At 70.7% G+C, this 21,673-nt stretch carries 18 protein-coding genes, 1 tRNA gene and 1 pseudogene; 11 read left to right on the plus strand and 9 right to left on the minus strand.

Annotation, left to right across the window (positions count from 1 at the left end; all coding sequences use genetic code 11):
- Positions 1–259: 259 nt before the first annotated feature.
- The 4 genes from ACFYWI_RS13140 to ACFYWI_RS13155 form a co-directional block, all read right to left on the minus strand.
- Positions 260–1,123, minus strand: a complete 864-nt coding sequence (locus tag ACFYWI_RS13140; protein ID WP_389229876.1) for an S-methyl-5'-thioadenosine phosphorylase — start codon at positions 1,121–1,123, stop codon at positions 260–262.
- A gap of 125 nt (positions 1,124–1,248) precedes the next feature.
- Positions 1,249–1,599 carry an FmdB family zinc ribbon protein gene (locus tag ACFYWI_RS13145; RefSeq protein ID WP_389229878.1) on the minus strand — a complete coding sequence of 117 codons (351 nt, stop codon included), beginning with the start codon at positions 1,597–1,599 and terminating at the stop codon, positions 1,249–1,251.
- A gap of 68 nt (positions 1,600–1,667) precedes the next feature.
- Positions 1,668–2,939 carry an MFS transporter gene (locus ACFYWI_RS13150; protein WP_389229881.1) on the minus strand — a complete coding sequence of 424 codons (1,272 nt, stop codon included), beginning with the start codon at positions 2,937–2,939 and terminating at the stop codon, positions 1,668–1,670.
- 244 nt (positions 2,940–3,183) lie between these two features.
- Positions 3,184–4,695 carry a potassium/proton antiporter gene (locus ACFYWI_RS13155; RefSeq protein WP_389230099.1) on the minus strand — a complete coding sequence of 504 codons (1,512 nt, stop codon included), beginning with the start codon at positions 4,693–4,695 and terminating at the stop codon, positions 3,184–3,186.
- A 216-nt stretch (positions 4,696–4,911) separates the two neighbouring features.
- Between ACFYWI_RS13155 and ACFYWI_RS13160 the strand changes: the two genes are divergently transcribed.
- Positions 4,912–7,698 (plus strand): penicillin acylase family protein, encoded by a 2,787-nt coding sequence (locus tag ACFYWI_RS13160; protein ID WP_389229884.1) that lies wholly within the window; start codon positions 4,912–4,914, stop codon positions 7,696–7,698.
- On the opposite strand, the gene ACFYWI_RS13165 is transcribed toward ACFYWI_RS13160, so the two are convergent.
- A complete protein-coding gene (locus tag ACFYWI_RS13165; RefSeq protein ID WP_389229887.1) occupies positions 7,670–8,281 on the minus strand; it encodes a 5-formyltetrahydrofolate cyclo-ligase in 612 nt (203 codons plus the stop codon). The genes ACFYWI_RS13160 and ACFYWI_RS13165 overlap by 29 nt on opposite strands.
- Before the next feature lie 94 nt (positions 8,282–8,375).
- Here ACFYWI_RS13165 and galU point away from each other — a divergent pair, with 94 nt between their 5' ends.
- From galU to ACFYWI_RS13210, 9 genes are all read left to right on the plus strand, one after another.
- A complete protein-coding gene (gene galU / locus ACFYWI_RS13170) occupies positions 8,376–9,278 on the plus strand; it encodes a UTP--glucose-1-phosphate uridylyltransferase GalU (RefSeq protein WP_389229891.1) in 903 nt (300 codons plus the stop codon).
- A 4-nt stretch (positions 9,279–9,282) separates the two neighbouring features.
- Positions 9,283–10,584, plus strand: a complete 1,302-nt coding sequence (glp, locus tag ACFYWI_RS13175; protein ID WP_389229894.1) for a gephyrin-like molybdotransferase Glp — start codon at positions 9,283–9,285, stop codon at positions 10,582–10,584.
- 72 nt (positions 10,585–10,656) lie between these two features.
- Positions 10,657–11,160: a cyclic pyranopterin monophosphate synthase MoaC gene (gene moaC, locus ACFYWI_RS13180; RefSeq protein ID WP_389229897.1), complete on the plus strand. Its 504-nt coding sequence runs from the start codon at positions 10,657–10,659 to the stop codon at positions 11,158–11,160.
- On the plus strand, positions 11,157–11,657 hold the full coding sequence (locus ACFYWI_RS13185; protein ID WP_389229900.1) for a molybdenum cofactor biosynthesis protein B: 501 nt from the start codon (positions 11,157–11,159) through the stop codon (positions 11,655–11,657). The genes moaC and ACFYWI_RS13185 overlap by 4 nt, the downstream gene beginning before the upstream one ends.
- Entirely contained in the window at positions 11,654–12,283 is a 630-nt protein-coding gene (locus tag ACFYWI_RS13190) for a GNAT family N-acetyltransferase (protein ID WP_389229903.1), read from the plus strand. The genes ACFYWI_RS13185 and ACFYWI_RS13190 overlap by 4 nt, the downstream gene beginning before the upstream one ends.
- 136 nt (positions 12,284–12,419) lie before the next feature.
- Positions 12,420–13,574: a gephyrin-like molybdotransferase receptor GlpR gene (gene glpR / locus ACFYWI_RS13195; protein WP_389229906.1), complete on the plus strand. Its 1,155-nt coding sequence runs from the start codon at positions 12,420–12,422 to the stop codon at positions 13,572–13,574.
- An 85-nt stretch (positions 13,575–13,659) separates the two neighbouring features.
- Positions 13,660–13,733 (plus strand) — tRNA-Ala (locus ACFYWI_RS13200).
- 1,177 nt (positions 13,734–14,910) lie between these two features.
- Positions 14,911–15,363, plus strand: a complete 453-nt coding sequence (locus ACFYWI_RS13205; RefSeq protein ID WP_389229909.1) for a hypothetical protein — start codon at positions 14,911–14,913, stop codon at positions 15,361–15,363.
- 699 nt (positions 15,364–16,062) lie between these two features.
- The gene (locus ACFYWI_RS13210) at positions 16,063–17,475 is read left to right on the plus strand and encodes a hypothetical protein (RefSeq protein ID WP_389229912.1); all 1,413 of its coding nucleotides are present in this window, start codon (positions 16,063–16,065) and stop codon (positions 17,473–17,475) included.
- A 65-nt stretch (positions 17,476–17,540) separates the two neighbouring features.
- Here ACFYWI_RS13210 and ACFYWI_RS13215 read toward each other — a convergent pair.
- The 3 genes and pseudogenes from ACFYWI_RS13215 to ACFYWI_RS13225 form a co-directional block, all read right to left on the minus strand.
- Positions 17,541–18,031 (minus strand): annotated as a pseudogene (locus ACFYWI_RS13215) (FAD-dependent monooxygenase); the annotation flags it as partial.
- A gap of 274 nt (positions 18,032–18,305) precedes the next feature.
- Entirely contained in the window at positions 18,306–19,247 is a 942-nt protein-coding gene (locus tag ACFYWI_RS13220) for a trypsin-like serine peptidase (RefSeq protein WP_389229915.1), read from the minus strand.
- 110 nt (positions 19,248–19,357) lie between these two features.
- Positions 19,358–19,846 carry a GNAT family N-acetyltransferase gene (locus tag ACFYWI_RS13225; protein WP_389229918.1) on the minus strand — a complete coding sequence of 163 codons (489 nt, stop codon included), beginning with the start codon at positions 19,844–19,846 and terminating at the stop codon, positions 19,358–19,360.
- Between the two features lie 50 nt (positions 19,847–19,896).
- On the opposite strand from ACFYWI_RS13225, the gene ACFYWI_RS13230 reads away from it, so the two are divergent.
- Positions 19,897–20,694, plus strand: coding sequence for an exodeoxyribonuclease III (locus ACFYWI_RS13230; RefSeq protein WP_389229921.1), 798 nt, complete (start codon positions 19,897–19,899; stop codon positions 20,692–20,694).
- 305 nt (positions 20,695–20,999) lie between these two features.
- Here ACFYWI_RS13230 and ACFYWI_RS13235 read toward each other — a convergent pair whose 3' ends face one another.
- Positions 21,000–21,635, minus strand: coding sequence for a MerR family transcriptional regulator (locus ACFYWI_RS13235; protein ID WP_389230101.1), 636 nt, complete (start codon positions 21,633–21,635; stop codon positions 21,000–21,002).
- Between the last annotated feature and the right edge of the window lie 38 nt (positions 21,636–21,673).

A 21,673-nucleotide genomic window follows, 5' to 3' on the forward strand; every position in this document is an offset into this window, starting at 1 on the left:
GGGGTGACGAAGAGGGCAAAGAGGGTGAGGAGGGTGGGGGCGGCGAGGAGGATGAGGATGACGAAGGCGATGAGGATGACGAAAGGGAACGGGGAGTGGAGGAGCTGGGAAGTGGCATGTCGCACACCCGTCTGTCGCAGAGAGCTGTCCGCCGGTTCCGTTGACCGACCGATCCCCACGATCCCCGCTACGTGCCCGCTCCGCTCGAGCCTGTGGACGAACCCTCATCTGTGGACAACTGCCTCACCCCGGAGGGGGTTTACGGCAGCTGGATGCCCGGGTCGAGCCCGTCCAGGGCATGCATGCACAGGCAGTCCCGCATCCCGTCCTCCGGCAGGCCCGCCACCGCGTCGAAGAGGACGGTCCGCAGCCGGTCCACATTGGCCGCGAACACTTTCAGCACTTCCTCGTGCGAGACGCCCTGGCCGGCCTCGGCACCCGCGTCCAGGTCCGTGACCAGGGCCATCGACGTGTAGCAGAGCTCCAGTTCACGTGCGAGGACCGCCTCCGGGTGCCCGGTCATGCCGACCACGGACCAGCCCATCGCCGCATGCCACCGGGATTCGGCCCGGGTCGAGAAGCGCGGCCCCTCGACGACCACCAGCGTCCCGCCGTCCACCGGCTCCCAGTCACGCCCACGCGCTGCCGCGAGCGCGACCTTGCGTCCCTGCGGGCAGTACGGGTCGGCAGGTGATACGTGCACGACGTTCGGGATCGAGCCGTCGGGCAGCGGCAGGCCGTCGAAGTACGTCTGCGTGCGGGCCTTCGTACGGTCCACGAGCTGGTCGGGCACGAGCAGCGTGCCGGGGCCGTACTCCGGGCGCAGACCGCCCACCGCGCACGGCGCGAGCACCTGCTGTACGCCCACCGAGCGCAGCGCCCACAGATTGGCGCGGTAGTTGATGCGGTGCGGCGGCAGATGGTGGCCGCGGCCGTGCCGGGGCAGGAACGCGACCGGTCGGCCGGCGATCCGGCCGAGGAACAGCGAGTCGCTGGGAGGGCCGTACGGGGTCTCGACCTGGATCTCGGTGACGTCCTCCAGGAAGGAGTAGAAGCCCGAGCCGCCGATCACGCCGATCTCCGCGGAGCCGGACGCTGCTGCTGCGTTCGCGTTGGTCGCCATGGCGGTCACAGTAGCCGCCCGCCCGAACGCTGCGGAGCCCGCCGTATGGAGTCCAGGACGACGAGAACCCCGCCGCTGTGCGCTGCACGGCGGCGGGGTCCCGGAGACCAAGGGATCAGAAGCGATCAGGCGGCTGAGCTGCCGCTCGAGCTCGACGAGGAGCTGCTCGACGAAGAGCTGGAGGGCGACGAGCTCGACGGAGAACCCGAGGAGGACGAGGAGGCGGCGGGCTTCGAGTCCGACGACGACTTCGCGCTCGTCGACGAGGACGTCGAGGCGGGCGCGCTGCTCGACGACGATCCGCGGCTGTCATTGCGGTAGAAGCCGGAGCCCTTGAAGACGATGCCTACCGCCGAGAACACCTTCTTCAGGCGTCCATCGCAGCTGGGGCACACGGTCAGGGCGTCATCGGTGAACTTCTGCACCGCCTCGAGGCCCTCGCCGCATTCGGTGCACTGGTACTGGTAGGTCGGCACTTGTCTTCCTCCTGGCACTCTCACTCAATGAGTGCTAACGACAGTCCATAGTGACGTATTCCGCTGGATCAGTCCACCGTCACCGGCACGCGGTGACCCATCCCACGTGCCGCGACCCTCCCCGGCCCCCTCGGCGACAGCCGCGAGCGCAGGGCGACCAGGGTGGCCAGAGCGAGCGCGGTGCCCACCAGAGGGACGGCGAATCCGGCGCTCGGGCCGTACCCGTCGGCCAGCCGCCCGGCCACGGTGACGGCCGCCGCCTGGCCCAGCGCCACGGCGCCGGTCAGCCAGGTGAAGGCCTCGGTGCGGCCGGACGCCGGCACCAGCGACTCGACCAGCGTGTAGCCGGTGATCAGGGCGGGGGCGATGAACAGACCCACGACCAGACCCAGCGCGCCGAGCAGCACGACGGAGTGCGCGGTCCACAGCAGCGACGCGGCGACCGTGAGGCCCGCGTATCCGAGCACCAGGCGCCGGCGCGGCCCGGTCTTCCAGGCGATCGCGCCGACGGCGACGCCGGCCAGCATGTTGCCCGCGGCGAAGAGCCCGTACAGCAGGCCGTTCATGCCGGGCTGCCCGATCTGCTCGGTGAAGGCCGTCAGCGAGACCTGCATACCGCCGAAGACCGAACCGATGCCGAGGAACGCCACGGCCAGGACCCGTACGCCGGGCGCGGGCAGCGCCGATGTGCGCTCGGCGCGCGCGTCGGCGAGCGGGCCGGCGTGGGCGGGCTGGGTGCGGCGCTGGGCGGCGAACAGCAGACCGCCGGCCAGCGTGAGCACGGCCTCTGCGGTCAGACCGGCGGCCGGATGGACGCCGGTGCACAGGGCGGTGGCCAGGACCGGCCCGACCACGAAGGTGAACTCGTCCGTCACCGACTCGAAGGCCGCGGCCGTCTGCAGCAGCGGGGAGCCGGGGAGCCTGGCCGCCCAGCGGGCCCGCACCATCGGGCCGACCTGTGGAACGGACGCGCCGGCCGGCACGGCCGCCGCGAACAGCGCCCATAGCGGCGCGTCCGTCAGCGCCAGCGTGATCAGCACCGTCACGGAGGCGGTGTGCACCAGCACGCCGGGCAACAGCACCGCGCGCTGACCGAAGCGGTCGGCGAGCTTGCCGCTCTGCGGCGCGAAGAGTGCCATGGAGACACCGGTGACGGCGGCCACGGCGCCGGCGCTGCCGTACGAACCGGTGGTGTGCTGGACCAGCAGGACGATGCTGATGGTCAGCATCGCGAAGGGCTGACGGGCAGCGAATCCGGGAAGCAGGAATGTCCAGGCTCCGGGGGTACGGAGCAGCTGCCCGTAGCCGGGCCGCTTGTCAGAAGTGACCGTGGATGCCACGGCCCCTTGCCTTTCTGCCGCCTGGTAGCGCTCGCCGGGGTGCCGGGGAGCAGCCGAGAGCTGTCCTCTTGCGCGGAACTGCGGTAGATACCGGGGTCCGGTGCGGGGACTCCGCGGCCGCCATACGGTCGCGCCAGCTCTGCGTCAGGCAGAGTTGGTCGATCAGTGCGGCTTCACGATACAGGGGCCCAGGCGCATATGCGCCTGGGAAATGGTCAATATCACTGGGTACGGGCCTGGGATTTCAACCGGGTCGTCGGGTGGCTCTTCCGCCCGTTCCCAGCCAGTCGGCCAGCTTTCCGCCCTGGCCCACCGCCCGCAGCCGCCGCTCCGCCGCGTCCCGCACCGGATCGGTGGCCACCACCAGCAGCTCGTCGCCGTGCCGCAGCACCGTCGAGGGCAGTGGTACGAAGCTCTTCTCGTCGCGTACGACCAGGGTGACCGCGGACCCCGGCGGCAGCCGCAGCTCGGCCACCTCCACGCCGTGCATCCTCGAGGTCGCGGGGATCGCGACCGACAGCAGATGTCCGCGCAGCCGCTCCAGCGGAGCGGACTCGATCCCGAGATCGGCCGCCTCGGCGGAGTCGCCGAGCTTCAGCGCCCTCGCCAGCCAGGGCAGCGTCGGCCCCTGGATCAGGGTGTAGACGACCACCAGGATGAAGACGATGTTGAAGATCCGGCCACTGCCCTCGACCCCGAAGACCGTCGGGATGGTGGCGAGGATGATCGGCACCGCTCCGCGCAGCCCCGCCCAGGACATCAGCACCTGCTCCTGCCAGGGGATACGGAAGGGGATCAGGCTGAGGAAGACCTCCAGTGGGCGCGCCACCATCGTCAGCACCAGGCCGACGACGACAGCGGGCCAGAAGTCGTCCACCAGCTCGGACGGGGTGGCCAGCAGGCCCAGCAGGACGAACATGCCGATCTGGGCGATCCAGCCGAGCCCCTCGGCGAATCCGCGGTTGGCGGGCGAGTGCGGCAGCTTGGAGTTCCCGAGCACCATCGAGGCGAGGTAGACGGCGAGGAAGCCACTGCCGTGCGCCATGGCGCCGGCCGCGTAGGCGACCACGGCGATCGCCATCACGGCGATCGGGTACAGACCGGAGGCGGGCAGTGCCACATGCCGCAGCCCGAACGCGCCCAGCCAGCCCGTCGCCAGGCCGATGCCCGCGCCGATCGCCAGTTCCAGGGCGATCTTCCCGATGAGCATGTACCAGGAGTCGATCGGTCCGTCGGCGGAGAAGGCGACGACCAGGATGACCACCGGGGCGTCGTTGAAACCCGACTCGGCCTCCAGCACGCCCTTCACCCGGGAGGGCAGCGGCACCTTGCGCAGGACGGAGAAGACGGCGGCGGCGTCGGTCGACGACACGACCGCGCCGATGATCAGGGACTGCCGCCAGTCCAGGCCCACCAGATAGTGGGCGGCGGTCGCCGTGACGCCCACGCTCACCGCGACGCCGACGGTCGACAGCACGACCGCCGCGGGCAACGCGGGTTCGATCTCCTTCCACTTGGTGCTCAGGCCACCTTCGGCCAGGATCACCACAAGTGCGGCATAACCGATCACCTGCGTCAGGTTCGCGTCGTTGAAACTGACGTCACCGATGCCGTCCTGCCCGAGGGCGACCCCGATGCCGAGATACAGCAACAGGCTGGGGAGCCCACTGCGGGACGAGATGCGCACGGCCGCGACGGCGACGAGCAGAACGAGCGAGCAGATGAGCAGGAGTGCGTTGAGCTGGTGGACAGTCAGTGGCCGATCCTTCCCTCGCGCATGCGTGCCGGATCGTCGAACCGGCGAACGACACTTCGTTACCTTACCTAATCTTTAACGCTTTCTTGACGGTCGAATGATCGGTCCGGACGGGGGTGGACGATGCCTTACGGATACCGCGTCCGGTCCGGTTGAACGCTGCGCCTAGAGTTGCTCCAGCATTCCCAGGACCACCCTGCCCCTCGAAGGACAGCGATGCCCGCCAACACAACCGCCCCTTCCCCCAAGAAGAAGGGGCGACGCGCCCGCCTGCTCGTGCTCGTCCTGGTGCTGGCGCTCGTCGCGGGTGTCGGTTACGGCACGTACTGGAGCATCAGTACGGTGCGCGCCTCCTTCCCGCAGACCAGCGGGACCATCGAACTCGACGGCCTGAAGGGCAAGGTCGAGGTCAAGCGCGACGACCACGGCATTCCGCAGCTCTACGCGGACACCGACGAGGACCTCTTCCGAGCCCAGGGCTTCGTCCAGGCGCAGGACCGGTTCTGGGAGATGGACGTCCGCCGCCATATGACGGCCGGCCGGCTCTCCGAGATGTTCGGCTCGGGCCAGGTCGAGACGGACGCCTTCCTGCGCACGCTGGGCTGGCGCCGCGTCGCGCAGCAGGAGTACGACACCAAGCTGTCGGCCGAGACCAAGAAGTATCTGCAGGCGTACGCGGACGGTGTGAACGCCTATCTCAAGGGGCGCTCGGCCGAGGAGCTTTCCGTCGAGTACGCGGCCCTGGCCTTCACCAACGACTACAAGCCCGAGGCATGGACGCCCGTCGACTCGGTGGCCTGGCTCAAGGCGATGGCCTGGGACCTGCGCGGCAACATGCAGGAGGAGATCGACCGCTCGCTGCTGACCAGCAGGCTCAGCGAGGAGCAGATCAACGACCTGTACCCGGCCTACCCGTACGACCGGAACAAGCCGATCGTCGCGGAGGGCGGGATCGATCCGGCCACGGGCAGGTTCGATCCGGCGGCAAAGCCGTCCGACCTGAACGACGGCGGCGACGGCAGCGGTGCCAACGGGAACGGCACCGGCACCGGCAACGGGGCGGAGAGCCCTGCGGGCGCCACGCAGGGGCTGAACTCCCAGCTGTCCGCGCTGTCCGACACCCTGGACGCGATCCCGGCTCTGCTCGGGCCGTCCGGCAACGGCATCGGCTCCAACTCGTGGGTCGTCGCCGGCCGGTACACGACGACCAACCAGCCGCTGCTGGCGAACGACCCGCACCTCGCGCCGCAGCTGCCCTCGCTCTGGTACCAGATGGGCCTGCACTGCCGCACGGTCTCCGCCGCCTGCAAGTACGACGTCGCCGGCTACACGTTCTCCGGTACGCCCGGTGTGATCATCGGCCACAACCAGGACATCGCCTGGGGGTTCACCAACCTCGGCGCGGACGTCACCGACCTCTACCTGGAGAAGCTCTCCGGCGACAACTACCAGGTCGGCGCCAGGGAGAGGAAACTGACCACCCGCACGGAGGTCATCAAGGTCGCGGGCGGCGCCGACAAGAAGATCACCGTCCGCTCCACCGGTCACGGGCCTCTGGTCTCCGACCGCAGCAGCGAGCTGGAGAAGGTCGGCGAGAAGGCCCCGGTCTCCAATGCGGCCCCCGACCGCGGCTCCGGCTACGCCGTCGCCCTGCAGTGGACCGCCCTGCAGCCCGGTAACTCCATGGACGCTGTCTTCGAGCTCGACCGGGCCAAGGACTTCAAGAGTTTCCGCAAGGCCTCGCGGAAGTTCGAGGTGCCGTCGCAGAATCTGGTCTACGCCGACACCAAGGGGAACATCGGCTATCAGGCGCCGGGCAGGATCCCGATACGGGCCCTGGGCGACGGTTCGACGCCCGCGCCCGGCTGGGATCCGAAGTTCAAGTGGACGGGCTACATCCCCTTCGACGAGCTGCCGTACGAGTACAACCCGGACCGCGGCTACATCGTCACCGCCAACCAGTCGGTCGTCGACGCCGAGAAGTACCCGTACCTGATCACCAAGGACTACGGCTACGGCGCCCGCAGCCAGCGGATCAACGACCTCATCGAGTCGAAGATCCAGGGTGGCGGCAAGATCTCGACCGAAGACATGCGCACCATGCAGATGGACAACAGCAGCGAGATCGCCAAGCTGCTCACCCCGTATCTGCTCAAGATCGACATCTCCGACCCGTACGTCCGCGAGGCGCAGAAGCTGCTGGAGGGCTGGGACTACACCCAGGAGCCGGACTCCGGTGCCGCGGCGTACTTCAACGTGGTGTGGCGCAATGTCCTCAAGCTGGCGTTCGGCAACAAGCTCCCGAAGGAGCTGCGGGTCGAGGACGAGTGCCTCAACGTCCGCCGGGCCGACAGCACGGCCCCGGACGACGACCTCGACGAGCGGGTGCGCGAGTGCGGCCGGCGCGACGGGGACACGGCGCAGCCGGACGGCGGCGACCGCTGGTACGAGGTGGTGCGCCGGATACTGAAGGACGAGAACAACGAGTGGTGGAGCTCCCCGAAGCGCCGCACCGAGCCCGCCACCGAGACCCGTGACGAGCTGCTCGGCCGCGCCATGGATGACGCCCGCTGGGAGCTGACGGCCGAGCTCGGCAAGGATGCCTCCAGCTGGAGCTGGGGCCGGCTGCACCAGCTGACGCTGAAGAACCAGACGCTGGGCACCGAGGGTCCGGGCTTCCTGCAGTTCGTCCTCAACCGGGGGCCGTGGAACCTGGGCGGCGGCGAGGCCGCGGTGAACGCCACCGGCTGGAACGCGGCGAGCGGCTACGGAGTGGTCTGGGTGCCCTCGATGCGGATGGTCCTCAACGTCGGCGACTGGGACAAGTCCCGGTGGATCAACCTGACCGGCGCGTCGGGGCACGCCTACAACGCGCACTACACCGACCAGACGGACAAGTGGGCGAACGGCGATCTGCTGGACTGGGCCTACGGCGAGCAGGCCGTGTCGGCGAAGACCGTCGACACCCTCACGCTCACGCCGAAGGGCGCGGCGGCCGGCTGAAGCGGGTGACGCCTTCGGGTGTCACCACCGCGTGCACGGGGTGGTCGTGAGGTTCCACGGGGATCCGCTCGACCACCTCGTTCGCGTAGAGGAGCACCACGAGCGCGGGGTCCGCTCCGGCTGCGGCCAGCCGGGCCAGCACCCGGTCGTACGAGCCGCCGCCGCGGCCGAGCCGCATGCCGTGGGCGTCCACGGCGAGGCCCGGCAGCAGTACGGCACCGGCCTCGACGACGGCGTGCGGCCCCAGGCGCTCGCCGTCCGGCTCCAGCAGGCCTCGCCCGGCGCGCACCAGATGGTCCGCGCCCCGGTACACGCCCCAGTCCAGGTCGTTGTCCGGCAGCAGTACGGGAAGCAGGACGCGAATGCCCCGGGCGTGCAGCGCGTCGAGCAGTGCGCGGGTGCCGGGCTCGCGTCCGACCGAGACATAGGCCGCGACTGTGGTCGCTCCGGTCAATTCCGGCAGCTCGAGGGCGTGTCGGGCGAGAACCGCGGCGGCCTCCTGGACGTCCTTGGTGGACAGAAGCCCTCGTGCGTCGAGGAGTTCGGTCCGTACCGCACTCTTTCCGGACATTTCTTCGCCCATTACCCGTTTGTAAGCCTCTCGTATATGTCTTTATGCGACTGAAGTTAACCGGAGTATCATCTTCCGCCCATACTCACCGGATAGGGTGCTCCGCATGACTCAGTCGCACTCCAGGATCAGCAAGGCTGTCATCCCCGCCGCAGGCCTCGGCACCCGTTTTCTGCCTGCCACGAAAGCCACTCCCAAAGAGATGCTGCCTGTGGTCGACAAGCCCGCGATCCAGTACGTCGTCGAGGAGGCGGTCGCGGCCGGCCTCTCCGACGTACTCATGATCACCGGCCGCAACAAGCGGCAGCTCGAGGACCACTTCGACCGCAACTACGAGCTCGAAGAAGCGCTCACCCGCAAGGGCGATGCCGAACGGCTCGCAAAGGTACAGGAGTCCAGCGACCTCGCCACCATGCACTACGTGCGCCAGGGCGACCCGCGCGGCCTCGGCCACGCGGTGCTGTGCGCGGCGCCGCACGTGGGCGAGCAGCCCTTCGCCGTCCTGCTGGGCGACGACCTGATCGACCCGCGCGACCCGCTGCTGGCCCGTATGGTCGAGATCCAGGAGCGCGAGGGCGGCAGCGTCGTCGCTCTGATGGAGGTCGACCCGTCCCAGATCCACTTGTACGGCTGCGCGGCCGTCGAGCCCACCCGCGACGGCGACGTGGTCAGGGTCACCAGCCTGGTGGAGAAGCCCGACCCGACCGAGGCCCCCAGCAACCTGGCGATCATCGGCCGCTACGTCCTCGACCCCGCCGTCTTCGACATACTGCGGGAGACCGAGCCGGGCCGCGGCAACGAGATCCAGCTCACCGACGCCCTCCAGAAGCTCGCCGAGGACGAGAAGCTGGGCGGCCCCGTACACGGTGTGATCTTCAAGGGTCGCCGCTACGACACCGGCGACCGTGGCGACTACCTGCGCGCCATTGTCAGACTCGCGTGCGAACGTGAAGACCTGGGCCCGGGCTTCCGGACCTGGCTTCGCAGTTACGTCACCGAGGAGATGTAGGACCGTGAGCAGCACGACATGGTCGGTGGACGACCACCTGGAGGACATCCTCGGCGCGATCCGCCCACTGGATCCCATCGAGCTCCAGCTGCCCGACGCCCAGGGCTGTGTCCTGGTCGACGACGTCACCGTCCCCGTCGCGCTGCCACCCTTCGACAACAGCTCCATGGACGGGTACGCGGTGCGCACGGCCGACGTCGCCGGCGCCAGCGAGGAGTTCCCTGCCGTGCTGACGGTCATCGGCGATGTGGCGGCGGGCAGCGGCCCGCTGCCCACCGTCGGCCCCGGCCAGGCAGCGCGCATCATGACCGGAGCCCCGCTGCCGCCCGGTGCCGAGGCGGTCGTCCCCGTCGAGTGGACCGACGGCGGCAGCGGCGGGGAAGCGGCCACCACCATGCGTCCGGCCGGGGAGGCGCCCGAAGGCGCGAGCGGCGAGGTCCGCGTGAACCGTCCGGTCGAGCCGCGCTCCCATGTGCGCGCCCGCGGCAGCGATGTCCAGGCCGGTGACCTGGCCCTTCAGGCGGGCACGGTCCTCGGACCCCCGCAGATCGGTCTGCTCGCCGCCATCGGCCGCGGCACCGTGCGGGTGCGGCCGCGGCCCCGTGTGGTCGTCCTGTCCACCGGCAGCGAACTGGTTCAGCCCGGCGGCGAGTTGGGCCAGGGCCAGATCTACGACTCCAACAGCTTCGCGCTGGCCGCCGCCGCACGGGACGCGGGCGCCCTGTCCTTCCGCGTCGGCGCGGTCACCGACGACGCCGAGACACTGCGCGCCACCATCGAGGACCAGCTGATCCGCGCGGACCTGCTGGTGACCACCGGTGGCGTCAGCGTCGGTGCGTACGACGTGGTCAAGGAGGCCCTCTCGTCGGTAGGCGACGAGGACGTGCCCGGCAGCGGGATCGACTTCCGCACACTCGCCATGCAGCCGGGCAAGCCGCAGGGCTTCGGCTCGATCGGCCCCGAGCACACCCCGCTGCTCGCCCTGCCCGGCAACCCGGTCTCGTCCTACGTCTCCTTCGAGTTGTTCGTCCGCCCCGCGATCCGTGCGCTGATGGGACTGCCGGATGTGCACCGCCCGAAGGCGCGCGCCGTGCTCAAGGCCGACAAGCCCCTGTCGTCCCCGGCGGGCAAGCGCCAGTTCCTGCGGGGCACGTACGACTCCGAGGCCGGCAGCGTCACCCCCGTCGGCGGCGCCGGTTCCCATCTGATCGCGGCGCTCGCACACGCCGACTGCCTCATCGTCGTCCCGGAGGCCGAGACCTCGGTGGAGCCCGGCACGGAGGTCGACGCGGTCCTCCTGGGGTGAGAGCCGGGCAGTGGCGGTACCGTGTCTGCCCACACAGGCCCAAGGGTCCGGACCGGGAGCACAGGCGCGAAGATGAGTACCCAAGGCAGGCTGACGCACATCGACGAGGCGGGGGCGGCCCGCATGGTGGACGTCTCCGAGAAGGACGTGACCGCGCGCACCGCGCGGGCCACCGGCCGGGTCCTGGTCTCCCCGCAGGTCGTGGAGCTGCTGCGCGGCGAGGGTGTCCCCAAGGGTGATGCGCTCGCCACGGCCCGGATCGCCGGCATCATGGGCGCCAAGCGCACACCCGATCTCATTCCGCTGTGCCACCCGCTCGCCGTCTCCGGGGTGAAACTGGATCTGTCCGTCACGGACGACGCGGTCGAGATCACTGCCACCGTGAAGACGACGGACCGCACGGGCGTGGAGATGGAGGCGCTCACCGCGGTCTCGGTCGCCGCGCTCACCGTCGTCGACATGGTCAAGGCGGTCGACAAGGCGGCGGTCATCACGGACATCCGGGTGGAGGAGAAGACGGGCGGCAAGTCCGGCGACTGGTCGCGCGACGCGGCGCGCGAGGAGACGGGCTCATGACCGCCCCGGACGCGCCGTACCGAGCGCTCGTCGTCACCGCCTCCAACCGTGCCGCCGCCGGTGTGTACGAGGACAAGGGCGGTCCGGTCATCGCCGCGGGACTGGCTTCCTTCGGCTTCGCCGTCGACGGCCCCCGCGTCGTCCCCGACGGTGACCCGGTCGGCGAGGCCCTGCGCGGGGGGGTCGCCGCCGGGTACGACGTCATCCTCACCACCGGCGGCACCGGCATCTCGCCCACCGACCGCACCCCGGACGTCACCCGCGAACTGCTCGACCACGAGATCCCCGGCATCCCCGAGGCGATCCGCGCCCACGGACGCGAGAAGGTGCCCACGGCGGCCCTGTCGCGGGGCGTCGCCGGCGTGGCAGGACGCACGCTGATCGTGAACCTGCCCGGCTCCACCGGCGGCGTGCACGACGGACTCGCCGTACTGGAACATCTCCTGCGCCATGCCGTCGACCAGATCCGTGGCGGCGACCATCCCCGGCCGTCATGAGGATGCCCTGGCCGGTGACGCTGGCGGACGGAGATGTCACCCTCCGCCCGATAAGGCTGCGTGACCAGCAGTCCTGGCGCGAGGTCAACCGGCGCAACCGCGACTGGCTGCGCCCGTGGGAGGCGACGATCCCGCCGCCGGCGCCCGGTGGCCCGGTGGCCCGTCGGCCCACCTACCGCCAGATGGTCCGCCATCTGCGCGCTGAGGCGAACGCGGGGCGGATGCTGCCGTTCGTCATCGAGTACCGGGGCCGGCTGGTGGGCCAGCTGACGGTCGCGGGGATCACCTGGGGCTCGATGTGCTCGGGCCATGTCGGCTACTGGGTGGACAGCGAGGTCGCGGGCCGCGGGGTGATGCCGACCGCTGTCGCTCTCGCCGTGGACCACTGCTTCCGTACGGTCGGGCTGCACCGGATGGAAGTCTGCATTCGGCCCGAGAACGGTCCCAGCCGCCGCGTCGTGGAGAAACTCGGATTCCGTGAAGAGGGACTGCGCCCCCGCTACCTCCACATCGACGGTGCGTGGAGGGACCATCTGGTCTTCGCGTTGACGGCCGAGGAGGTGCCGGAGGGGCTGCTCCGCCGCTGGCACCGGGCACGACCTGGCACAGCTCGAGAAATAAAATAAACGTTCGAAAACGATCGGTGTCGACCATGAGCTGATCCGAACAATCACAAAAAAAGTCCGTGATATCAGCCAGATCGTGCGACACACCGGGCCAATTGGCGGATCCCCTTGCGCAAATCCCTCTACGGTGTGATGCGTGAGCAGCAGCGGCCTCATCTACGCAGTCATCGTCGGGGCCTGGGCCGCCTACTTGGTGCCGATGTGGCTCCGCAGGCAGGACGAGCTGAACGAAGCCCGTCCGACGGAACGCTTCTCCACCGCCATCCGGCTGCTGTCCGGACGTGCGGCGATGGAGCGCCGATATGCCAAGGAGCTGCGGGAGCGCAGTGCCGAGCAGCCCGAGCCCGAGGTGGACCCGGACGCCGTCACGGACCGTTTGAGTTCCGTGGACGTCCGGGCCTTCGCCGCGCCCCCGGCCCGTACGGAAGCCCGCATGGAGGTGCCGGGGCGGCGCACCCCGGCGTCGCAGGGGCAGGCCGGCCAGACGGCCAAGAGGCGGGGTCCGGCGGGGCCTCCGGCCGGCCGTCGGCCGCGGCCCGACCGGGCCGCCGTCGAGCGCGCACGGCGCAGCCGGGTCCTGGCCCGTCGCAGACGGACGACCATCGTCCTCTTCCTTGCCTTCACGGCCGGCGCGATCGTCGCGGCGGTCGGCGGGCTCGGCTTCCTGTGGGCTCCGGCCGTACCGGCCCTGCTCCTGAGCTTCTACATCCTTCATCTGCGCAGGCAGGAGCGACGGCGCTTCGCGTTCACCATGGACCGGCGCCGGGCCGAGGCCGCGGCGCAGCGGCTGCGGGAGAGGGGTCCCCGCCGGCACCAGTCGGCGGCGGAGACGGCTGCCGAGCCGGACGGGGAACCCGCGGTGCTCACCGAACCCGACCCCGCTCCCCAGCTCTCCCCCCAGGAGGCGGACCGCCGGGCGCTGGTCGAGCAGACCGACCACGCCGAGTGGGTGGACCAGCAGCGCGAGCGCGGCCCGGCCCGCGGCGACAGCTGGGACCCGGTTCCGGTCCCGCTGCCGACGTATGTGACGGCCCCGGTCGCCCCGCGTGCCTCCGGTGGGGTGGAGGTCAGCGATCCGGAGACCTGGAGCGCGGCCCGCTCCTCGACGGCGGAGCCGAACCAGGCGCAGGCGAAGGCACAGGCCGAGGCGGGCTCCGACGCCCCGGCCCCGACCGCGGACGTCCCTTCGAGCCGGCGCCCGACGTCGCCCCGTCGCCCGCGCGAACGTGGCCGCACCCCGCTCTTCGACCAGTACGCCGACGAGGGCAGGCGGCGTGCCGCCAACGAGTGACACCGGCCCGGGCGGTGTCCGTGACCAGCGGAGAAACGGATTTCCAAGCACGCCGATCGGGATGCTAGAGTTTCACTCGTTGCAAGGGCCTGTGGCGCAGTCTGGTAGCGCACCTCGTTCGCATCGAGGGGGTCTGGGGTTCAAATCCCCACAGGTCCACCGCAGCTGAGAGCCCCTGCCGGAGAAGTCCGGCAGGGGCTCTTCGGCGTCGTGCAGCAGTGAAGTACCGCAACTGCGTCTGATCCGGTCCGCCCGGATGCCTCTCCGCTTCCGAAGAGCCTTGCGTGCCCCCGCTCCTGTCCGTACCGCAGTGACGCACTGCTCTGCAGGCGTGCCCGGATCCACCGAGCGGGGGCTCACTGGATCCGCAGCCCCCTGCCGGAATCGGGGGTCAACAGGCTTGCGTCGCTGCCTGCTTCGTGTCAGGGCCGGATGCGTGGCGTGGCCGCGGGCGGCGCACTGGTCCCCCGGAGGTGTGAGCCGGAGCGTGCGTGTCGGACCGGACCGGCTGTCGTGCACCGCCGTCTTCCGCACTGCACGTCCGGCCCTCGTCACCGCACGAGCCGGGCGGCTCGGAACGGCGCCCGGCCGGCCGCGCGCACCGCGTGCGTATCGGCGGACGAAGAGCGCCCCACCTGGATCCAACGATTACTCCGAGTTATTGATAATCGGCGCGCGCCGACCGGGTGTGACGATCGATCGGCTGCGCGCGGGTCAAGCTCGCCCTTGGGATCGGACCTGGAGTCCCCAACCGATCGAAACAAGGAGCACGTACATGAGTCCTGCCAACAGGACAGGGTCCCGGCTGGGACCCCTGCCCCGTCGAGCCAAGTGGAGCGCGGCCGGCGCGATCACCTCACTCGCGCTGGTCCTGGCGGCCGGGGTCGTCGGTCCGGTCGCGGTCGCGGCTCAGAGCACGGGCGAACGCGTGAGCGCGCCGAGCGGACCGGGCGGCGTAGACGACAAGTGCAAGGACGAGTCGGACCGCCGCGGCAAGGACAAATGCAAACGGGGCCCGAAGGGGGCGACCGGTGCGGCGGGGCCGACCGGTGCGGCGGGGCCGACCGGTGCGGCGGGCCCGACGGGGACGGCGGGTGGGCCGGGTGACCCGGGTGTGACAGGGCCGACGGGGACGGCGGGCGGGCAGGGTGACCCGGGTGCGACGGGTGCAACCGGCCCGACGGGACCGACGGGACCGACGGGTGCGACTGGTCCGACGGGACCGACGGGCGGGCAGGGTGACCCGGGTGCGACGGGTGCAACCGGCCCGACGGGACCGACAGGACCGACAGGACCGACGGGTGCGACGGGACCGACCGGGGCCACGGGGCCTGCCGTGCCCACGGTCAATGTCGGAGCGAGTGTCTTCGCCGGCGAATCTCAGACCATCCCGACCAACGCCGAGACCCAGATCACTTTCAGTGGCGCCGCCTACGACACGGACACGATGTTCGACTCGACGACCTCGACGCTGGAGGTCAACACCGCCGGGCGTTACCTCCTCAAGGGAAGGATTCTCTGGGACTTCACTGCGAATGACGAGGGGCAGCGTCAACTTCGCATCTCCGTCAACGGCAGTGTCGTCGCCTTTGACGGGCAGGACACCGCGGACGCCCCGGTCGGCATGGGTACGTCGCAGGACGTTTCGACGATTGTTCAGCTGAATGTCGGTGACGTGATCTCCCTCAGGGCCTTCCAGACCACCGGAAGTGACGCCACCTCGACCTGGCTGTTCACAGGAGAGACCAACGTGGCTCCCCAGCTCCAGGCGGAGTGGCTCGCGCCGTAGGCCGCGCTCGGCCCTATTGCATTCCCATACGTCCACCGCAGCCGAGAGCCCCTGCCGGAGAAGTCCGGCAGGGGCTCTTCGGCGTCGCTCGCGGGACTGGGCCCGGGTCGGCGGGCTCCTCGCGGAGCGAGGCGAAGGTCAGCCGTCACCACCCGGTACGACCGCCGGGGGAAAGTCCGTCCAGCAGCAGATCGAACAGGTCCTCCACCGAAGTACTCGCGGGAGCACACTTCCTCGACCGCGGCCCGCTGCGTGGCGCGTCCGAAGCCTGCCGGCCGAGCCCACGCCAGAGCCGCGTCGGCAGCGTCCGGTACCTCAAACTCCAGCTCCGCGCGTGTGCGGCCAACTGCCTCCGCGAACTTGGGGCGTTGGCGCCCAAAGGCTCGTGTCGGCGACGCCATCGGGGACCTCCGCCCCCAGCGCAGCCGCAAGCACGAGGTTCAGGCACACCATGGAGAATCCGATCGCACGCCGATTGCCCTGGAGCGGTTGCCGGGACGGGAGTTGACGGTGTGGCGCACGTCATTGAGGCGGTTGTGGGGAATCGCCACGGCGGCCGCTGTGTATGTGGGATCGTTCGGCCGGTTGTTACTCGCTGGTATTCGCGAGTCCCTTCCCTGTTGCGCGTATCCCCCAAACACACGCTCCGAGGACTCCCACGTGCGTAAGCTCTGTGCCAGAAATGCCGCTTTCGCGGCATTGATTACTGTTTCCCTGCTCGCCACAGGGTGCTCGGCCGATACCGGGGCGTCGTCCCCGGACGCGGCCGGCGCCGAAGCACCGCAGGCCGTCAGCACCGTCACCCCCGAAGCCACTCCCTCGCAGCAGCTCGCGGTGGCCGGGGTGCCGGAGGGCGAGCCGACCGCCGTCGCCCGGGTGGGCGGGGACGGGAAGGCGAAGAAGTCGCCGCTGAAGGTGGCCTCGTACGACCGCACCAGCCGACGTGCCGTCATATCCGGTGCGGGGAAGGTGTCTCCGAGCGGGAGGCCGTCCCCGGGCCGGACGTCGGCGCCGAGCGGGAAGGCGTCCCCGAGCGGGACGTCGGCGCCGGCGGCCGGTCCCGCCGACGGTGCCCCCGCCGTGGGCGACATCATCGCCAGCGGGCCCGCCCCCGGGGCCCCCGACGGGCTGCTCGCCAAGGTCACCGATGTGGCGGGGCAGACCGAGAAGGGCACCGAGGTGAAGACCGAGCCGGCGACGCTCGGCGCGCTGCTCGGTGACGACAAGGCCGACGGCGCCGTGCCGGTCGACCCGGCGACCATCGACGTCGAGCCGCTGGTGCAGGGCGTGAAGGTCTCCTGGGCCAAGGCCGGGGACATCGAGGTCGGCCCGCACGGTGCGAACGTCCCCCTGGGCAGCCTGCGGATCGATGTCGGTGCGTCGGTCCCGTTGCCGGTCACCGAGGGCGTTCCCGTGAGCGGGGCGGCGTCGGTCGCGGGCTTTGTGCAGCTCGCGCCGAAGGTCGAGTTCTCGTACGACGGGTCGTCCGTCCTCGCGCCGGACTCGGCGTTCCTGGGCCTGAGCGGTGACTGGACGTCGCAGTGGGAGCTCAAGGGCAAGGCCGCCGCGGGCGGCAAGCCGGTGCGGATTCCGTTCGCCAAGCTGCATGCCGACCCCGTGATCCAGGTCGGTCCCGTGCCCGTCGTGGTGAACCTCGATCTCACGGCCTATGTCCAGGTGGCCGCGGACGGCACCGTGACCGTCGAGGTCAAGCAGGACCTCAAGGGCGACTTCCGGGTCGGCGGCAGCTACTCGAAGGAAGGCGGCTGGAAGCCGGTCAGCACCGCCGAGATGACCGGCACCCCGGTGCGCGCGAAGGTGGCCGCCGCAGGCAAGGTGAAGGCCGCCCTCGGGGCCGAGGCCAGCATCGGCCTGTACGGAGCGGTCGGCGTCACCGCCGATCTCGCCCCGTACCTGCGGGGCGAGGCCGCCGCGACGGCCACGCCGACGTCGGCGGCCGGGGCCTGGAAGGTCTACGGCGGAGTGGATCTGGCCGGATGGCTGCAGTTGCAGCTGTCCATCTTCGGTACGCCCGTCTTCCAGCACCGCATCCCCCTCGGTTCGTTGAACCGGGAGTGGCTGCTCGCGAAGGGTGAGGGCGCCCTCGCCTGACGCGCGACGGACCTGCGGAACCATGTGTGAGCCCCTGCCGGGGAAACCCGGCAGGGGCTCCTGCACTATCGCGAGGCCGGCTCCAGGTGCGGCGGTACCCAGGAGGAGTGACGCAGGATCGTCCGTACTGTAGCGCCGGCCGGTGCCAGGCGCAGGGCCGTGTTGCGGACTGCCACCGCCACGGGGTGGGCAAGTTGCTGGCCCATCCGGCCGGCCTGGCGGGCCGCGCGGGCGACCGACTGGGCGCGGGGGCGGCGCTCGGCGTCGTACCGGGCGAGGGCCGATTCGAGGGAGGTTCCACCGGCCAGGGCGGCGGCGAGGGTCGTCGCGTCCTCCAGGGCCTGGCAGGCTCCCTGGCCCGGATGCGGGGTCATGGCGTGGGCGGCGTCACCGAGGAGGGCGACGCTGCCGGTGGTGAAGGAGGGGAGTGGCGTGAGCAGTTCGGCGATGTCGTGGTGGAGTACGTCGCCGGCGTGGTCACGTCCAGCTGCGCCGGGATCGGGTCGTGCCAGTGGCCGAAGCGGCGGCGGACCTCCGCCAGTGGGACGGCGTCGCGCGTGTTTCACCCGGAGCTGCGGGTCTCGTACCGAGGGAGAACTCCGCGCGGGATCGCGTACGGGATTTCCTGGTGGCGCACAACGTGCCCCAGGGGGTGGCCGGGCGCCGGACCGTGACATTCCTCGCCTGCGTGGACGGGCTGGTCTTCGACGGGCCGGTGGCCCGCGACGCCGACGGTGAACTCCTGGGCGAGATCAGGGGGTTGCCGGCTGTTGCGCTGGGCCGGACCGGCCGGACCGGCGGGGGAGACCGAGCCCCCGCCGGCCAAGGGCTCAGGAAACCTGGGCCTTGTCGTAGACCGCCTTCGCCTCGTTGCCGAAGTACGGGCCGAACATCCGGTTCGGCAGGAACGTGTACCCGAAGCTGTTCACCGACGCCTGCAGTCCGGTGCCGGTGGCTTCGCTGAACGAGGTGAACCAGGGGCCGCCGCTCGATCCGCCGGTCATGTTGCAGCCCAGGCTGTGGTCCTTGGAGAACAGGAAGTCCTTGGAGCTGTTCCCGCTGCAGTGGATCAGCTTGGAGCCGTCGTACGGCGAGGCCGCGGGGAAGCCGAAGGCGTACATCGCCTTGTTGTAGCCGCCGTTGAAGCTCAGCCCCTGGGCCCCGACCGTCTCGGCGAGCGTCTTGCCGTTCAGCGGGGCGACGACCGCCGCGCCGACGTCGTAGTTGATGTCCTCGCTCGCCGCCCACTGGTCGGTGGTCAGCGTCCTGGTCGCACTCCACTGGCCGTACGGGGCCTGGCCGTTGTCGTAGGCGGGCACGAAGACCCAGTTGGTGTGCCAGGCGCCCTGGTACTTCACGCAGTGGCCCGCGGTGACGACGGTGCTGCCGTTCTGGCTGGTCACAGAGTTGCCGGAGCAGGAGGCGGTACGGCCCTGGAAGGTGAAGAACACCCTCCCCGACGTCTTCACGACCGCGCCGCCCCCGGTCCACGGGCCGCCGGCCTGCGGGAAGGCGGTGGGGCCGATCACGGTCTCCTTGCCGCCCGGTGCGGGGGCCTTGAGTGCGCCGGGCGTGGCCCGGACCAGATCGAGGGGGGTGGCGTCGCGCATCCGCTCGGCTGTCCAGAAGCCCTTGGCCGCCTGCTGCGGAGCGAAGGACGCGGGGGCGGGGGAGGGAGCGGGGGCGGCGCCGGCGGAGGTGGCCGACAGTGCCCCGGCGAGCAGGGCGGTGGCGGCCAACAGGGCCGCGGTGGCAGTGCGATGGCTTCTCACGCATGTCTCCTTGTGCCGTGCCCGCCCGACTACGCGCAGGGGCGGGGTGGGGGATGAGGCGGTGCGGATCGGCGTGCGTGAGGCAGAGTGCCACGGGAAGCGCGTAAATGTCAGGGGCGCGACAATTCCTTGGCCATGCAGCGGCTGCTCTCGTACTCCCGGTAGTGGCCGAATTTGTCGCACGGCAGATAGCCGCAGGAGGCGTAGAGCGCGATCGCCTCGGGCTGCATGATGCCCGTCTCCAGCACCATCCGGGTGCGGCCGGCGGCGCGGGCGTCGTCCTCCAGGGCGGCGAGGATGCGGCGGGCGAGGCCGAGACCGCGCGCCTCGGGGATCACGTACATGCGCTTGAGCTCGGCATCTCCGTCCGAGTAGCCGAGCGGGCCCGCGTCCTGGGAGCGCCAGCCGCCGGTGGCGAGGGGGCGTTCCTGATCGTCGTACGCGATCAGATACAGGCCCTTCGGCGGGACGAACATCGACGCGTCCAGGGGGGTGGCATCCCCTTCGTCGTCCCCGTAGCGCTCGATGTATTCGAGCTGCACCTGGTCATTGAGCTTGACGGCGTCGGGGTGGTCGAAGGCCCTTGTTCTGACATGCATGCCGAGAAGCGTACGTGTATGCGATTGCGGGCGGTCTGTATGGTGCCGTGGTGCTCACCGTGACAAGTGTGAATGTGAATGGGATCCGCGCCGCGGCGAAGAAGGGCTTCGTGCAGTGGCTGGCCGGTACGTCCGCCGATGCGGTCTGCCTCCAGGAGGTACGCGCGGAGGCGGAGCAGCTGCCGGCCGAGCTCCGTGACCTCGAGGGCTGGTACACGGTGCATGCCCCGGCCGCGGCGAAGGGGCGTGCGGGGGTCGCCGTGTACACGCGCCGCGAGCCGGACGAGGTACGGATCGGGTTCGGGTCGGACGAGTTCGACGGCAGCGGACGCTATGTCGAGGCGGATCTGCCGGGAATCACCGTCGCCAGCCTGTATCTGCCCTCGGGCGAGGTGGGCACGGCCCGGCAGGACGAGAAGACGCGCTTCATGGACGAGTTCCTGCCGTATCTGGGCGAGTTGCGGGCCCGTTCGGCGGCGGACGGCCGTGAGGTGGTGGTGTGCGGCGACTGGAACATCGCCCACCAGGAGGCCGACCTCAAGAACTGGAAGGGCAACAAGAAGAACTCCGGCTTCCTCCCCGAGGAGCGGGAGTGGCTCTCCCGTGTCTACGACGAGGCCGGGTACGTGGATGTGGTGCGCGCGCTCCACCCGGACCGGGAGGGGCCGTACTCCTGGTGGTCCTACCGTGGACGCGCCTTCGACAACGACACGGGCTGGCGCATCGACCTCCAGGTGGCGACGTCCGGGCTCGCACGGCGCGCGGTGAAGGCGTGGGTGGAGCGCGCGGCGACGCACGGCGAGCGGTGGAGCGACCATGCGCCGGTGACGGCGGTGTACGAGCTGTAGGCACGCCGCCCCGTGTGCGCGGCGCGCCGACGGCCGCCGCGGGGACTCGGGGGCGTCTTGGTCCGGGCGGCATGGCGGGCCCGGCGGCGCGGCGAGTCCCGGCGGGCGCGGCGCCTTCTGGTGCCTCGGCCGGCTGTGTCTGCGCCGCTTCTGGCGGCTTGCGCGGGGCCGCGGCTCGGCGCCGCTGCCGCCGCAGGGGCTCGGGTGCCGCAGCGGTCCGCGCGGCACGGCGACTCGGTGCGGCGCGGCGAGTCCCGGCGGCACGGAGCGTCCGGACGAGCGCGACGCCCCCGGTGCCCCGGCCGCTATGTCTGCCGGGCCTCCGGCGATGTGCGCAGGCGGCGGTCCATCGCCATGGACAGCTCGGCCTCGACCACGCTCTTGGCCAGCGGGCGCAGCCGGTTCAGTTCGGACGCCGCGCTGCGGGTGCTCAGCATGTCGAAGAAGAGCTCGGCCAGGGCGTCCGCGTGGGTGCGGACCTGGCGGCCCGCCTCCAGGACGGCGGAGAGCGGGACACCCTCCCGTACGAGCGCTGCCGAGACGTCCAGCAGCCGGCGGCTGATGTGGACGATCTCGTCGCCGTCGACGGCCAGATAGCCGAGCTCCAGCGCGGTGGCCAGATTCTCGGCTGTGACCTCGCCCTGGAAGTAGTCGGCGAGTGCCTCCGGGGTGAGCCGGACCGGGGTCTCCTCGGTGGGTTCGCCGAGGCCGAGCACCTCGCCCACGTCCCGTCCGCTCTCGAACGCGGTGGCGAGATCGGCGATGCCGTTGAGGGTGTGGCCGCGCTCCAGGAGGGCGGCGATGGTCCGCAGTCTGGCCAGGTGGTGGTCGTCGTACCAGGCGATCCGGCCCTCGCGGCGGGGAGGTGGGAGCAGGCCGCGCTCGCGGTAGAAGCGCACGGTGCGCGCCGTGATGCCGGCCTCCTTGGCCAGTTCCTCCATGCGGTACTCGCGCGCTTCTGTCACGGCAGAAGCCTATG

Origin of the sequence: Streptomyces sp. NPDC002889, assembly GCF_042888425.1 — a bacterium.
Classification (GTDB): domain Bacteria; phylum Actinomycetota; class Actinomycetes; order Streptomycetales; family Streptomycetaceae; genus Streptomyces.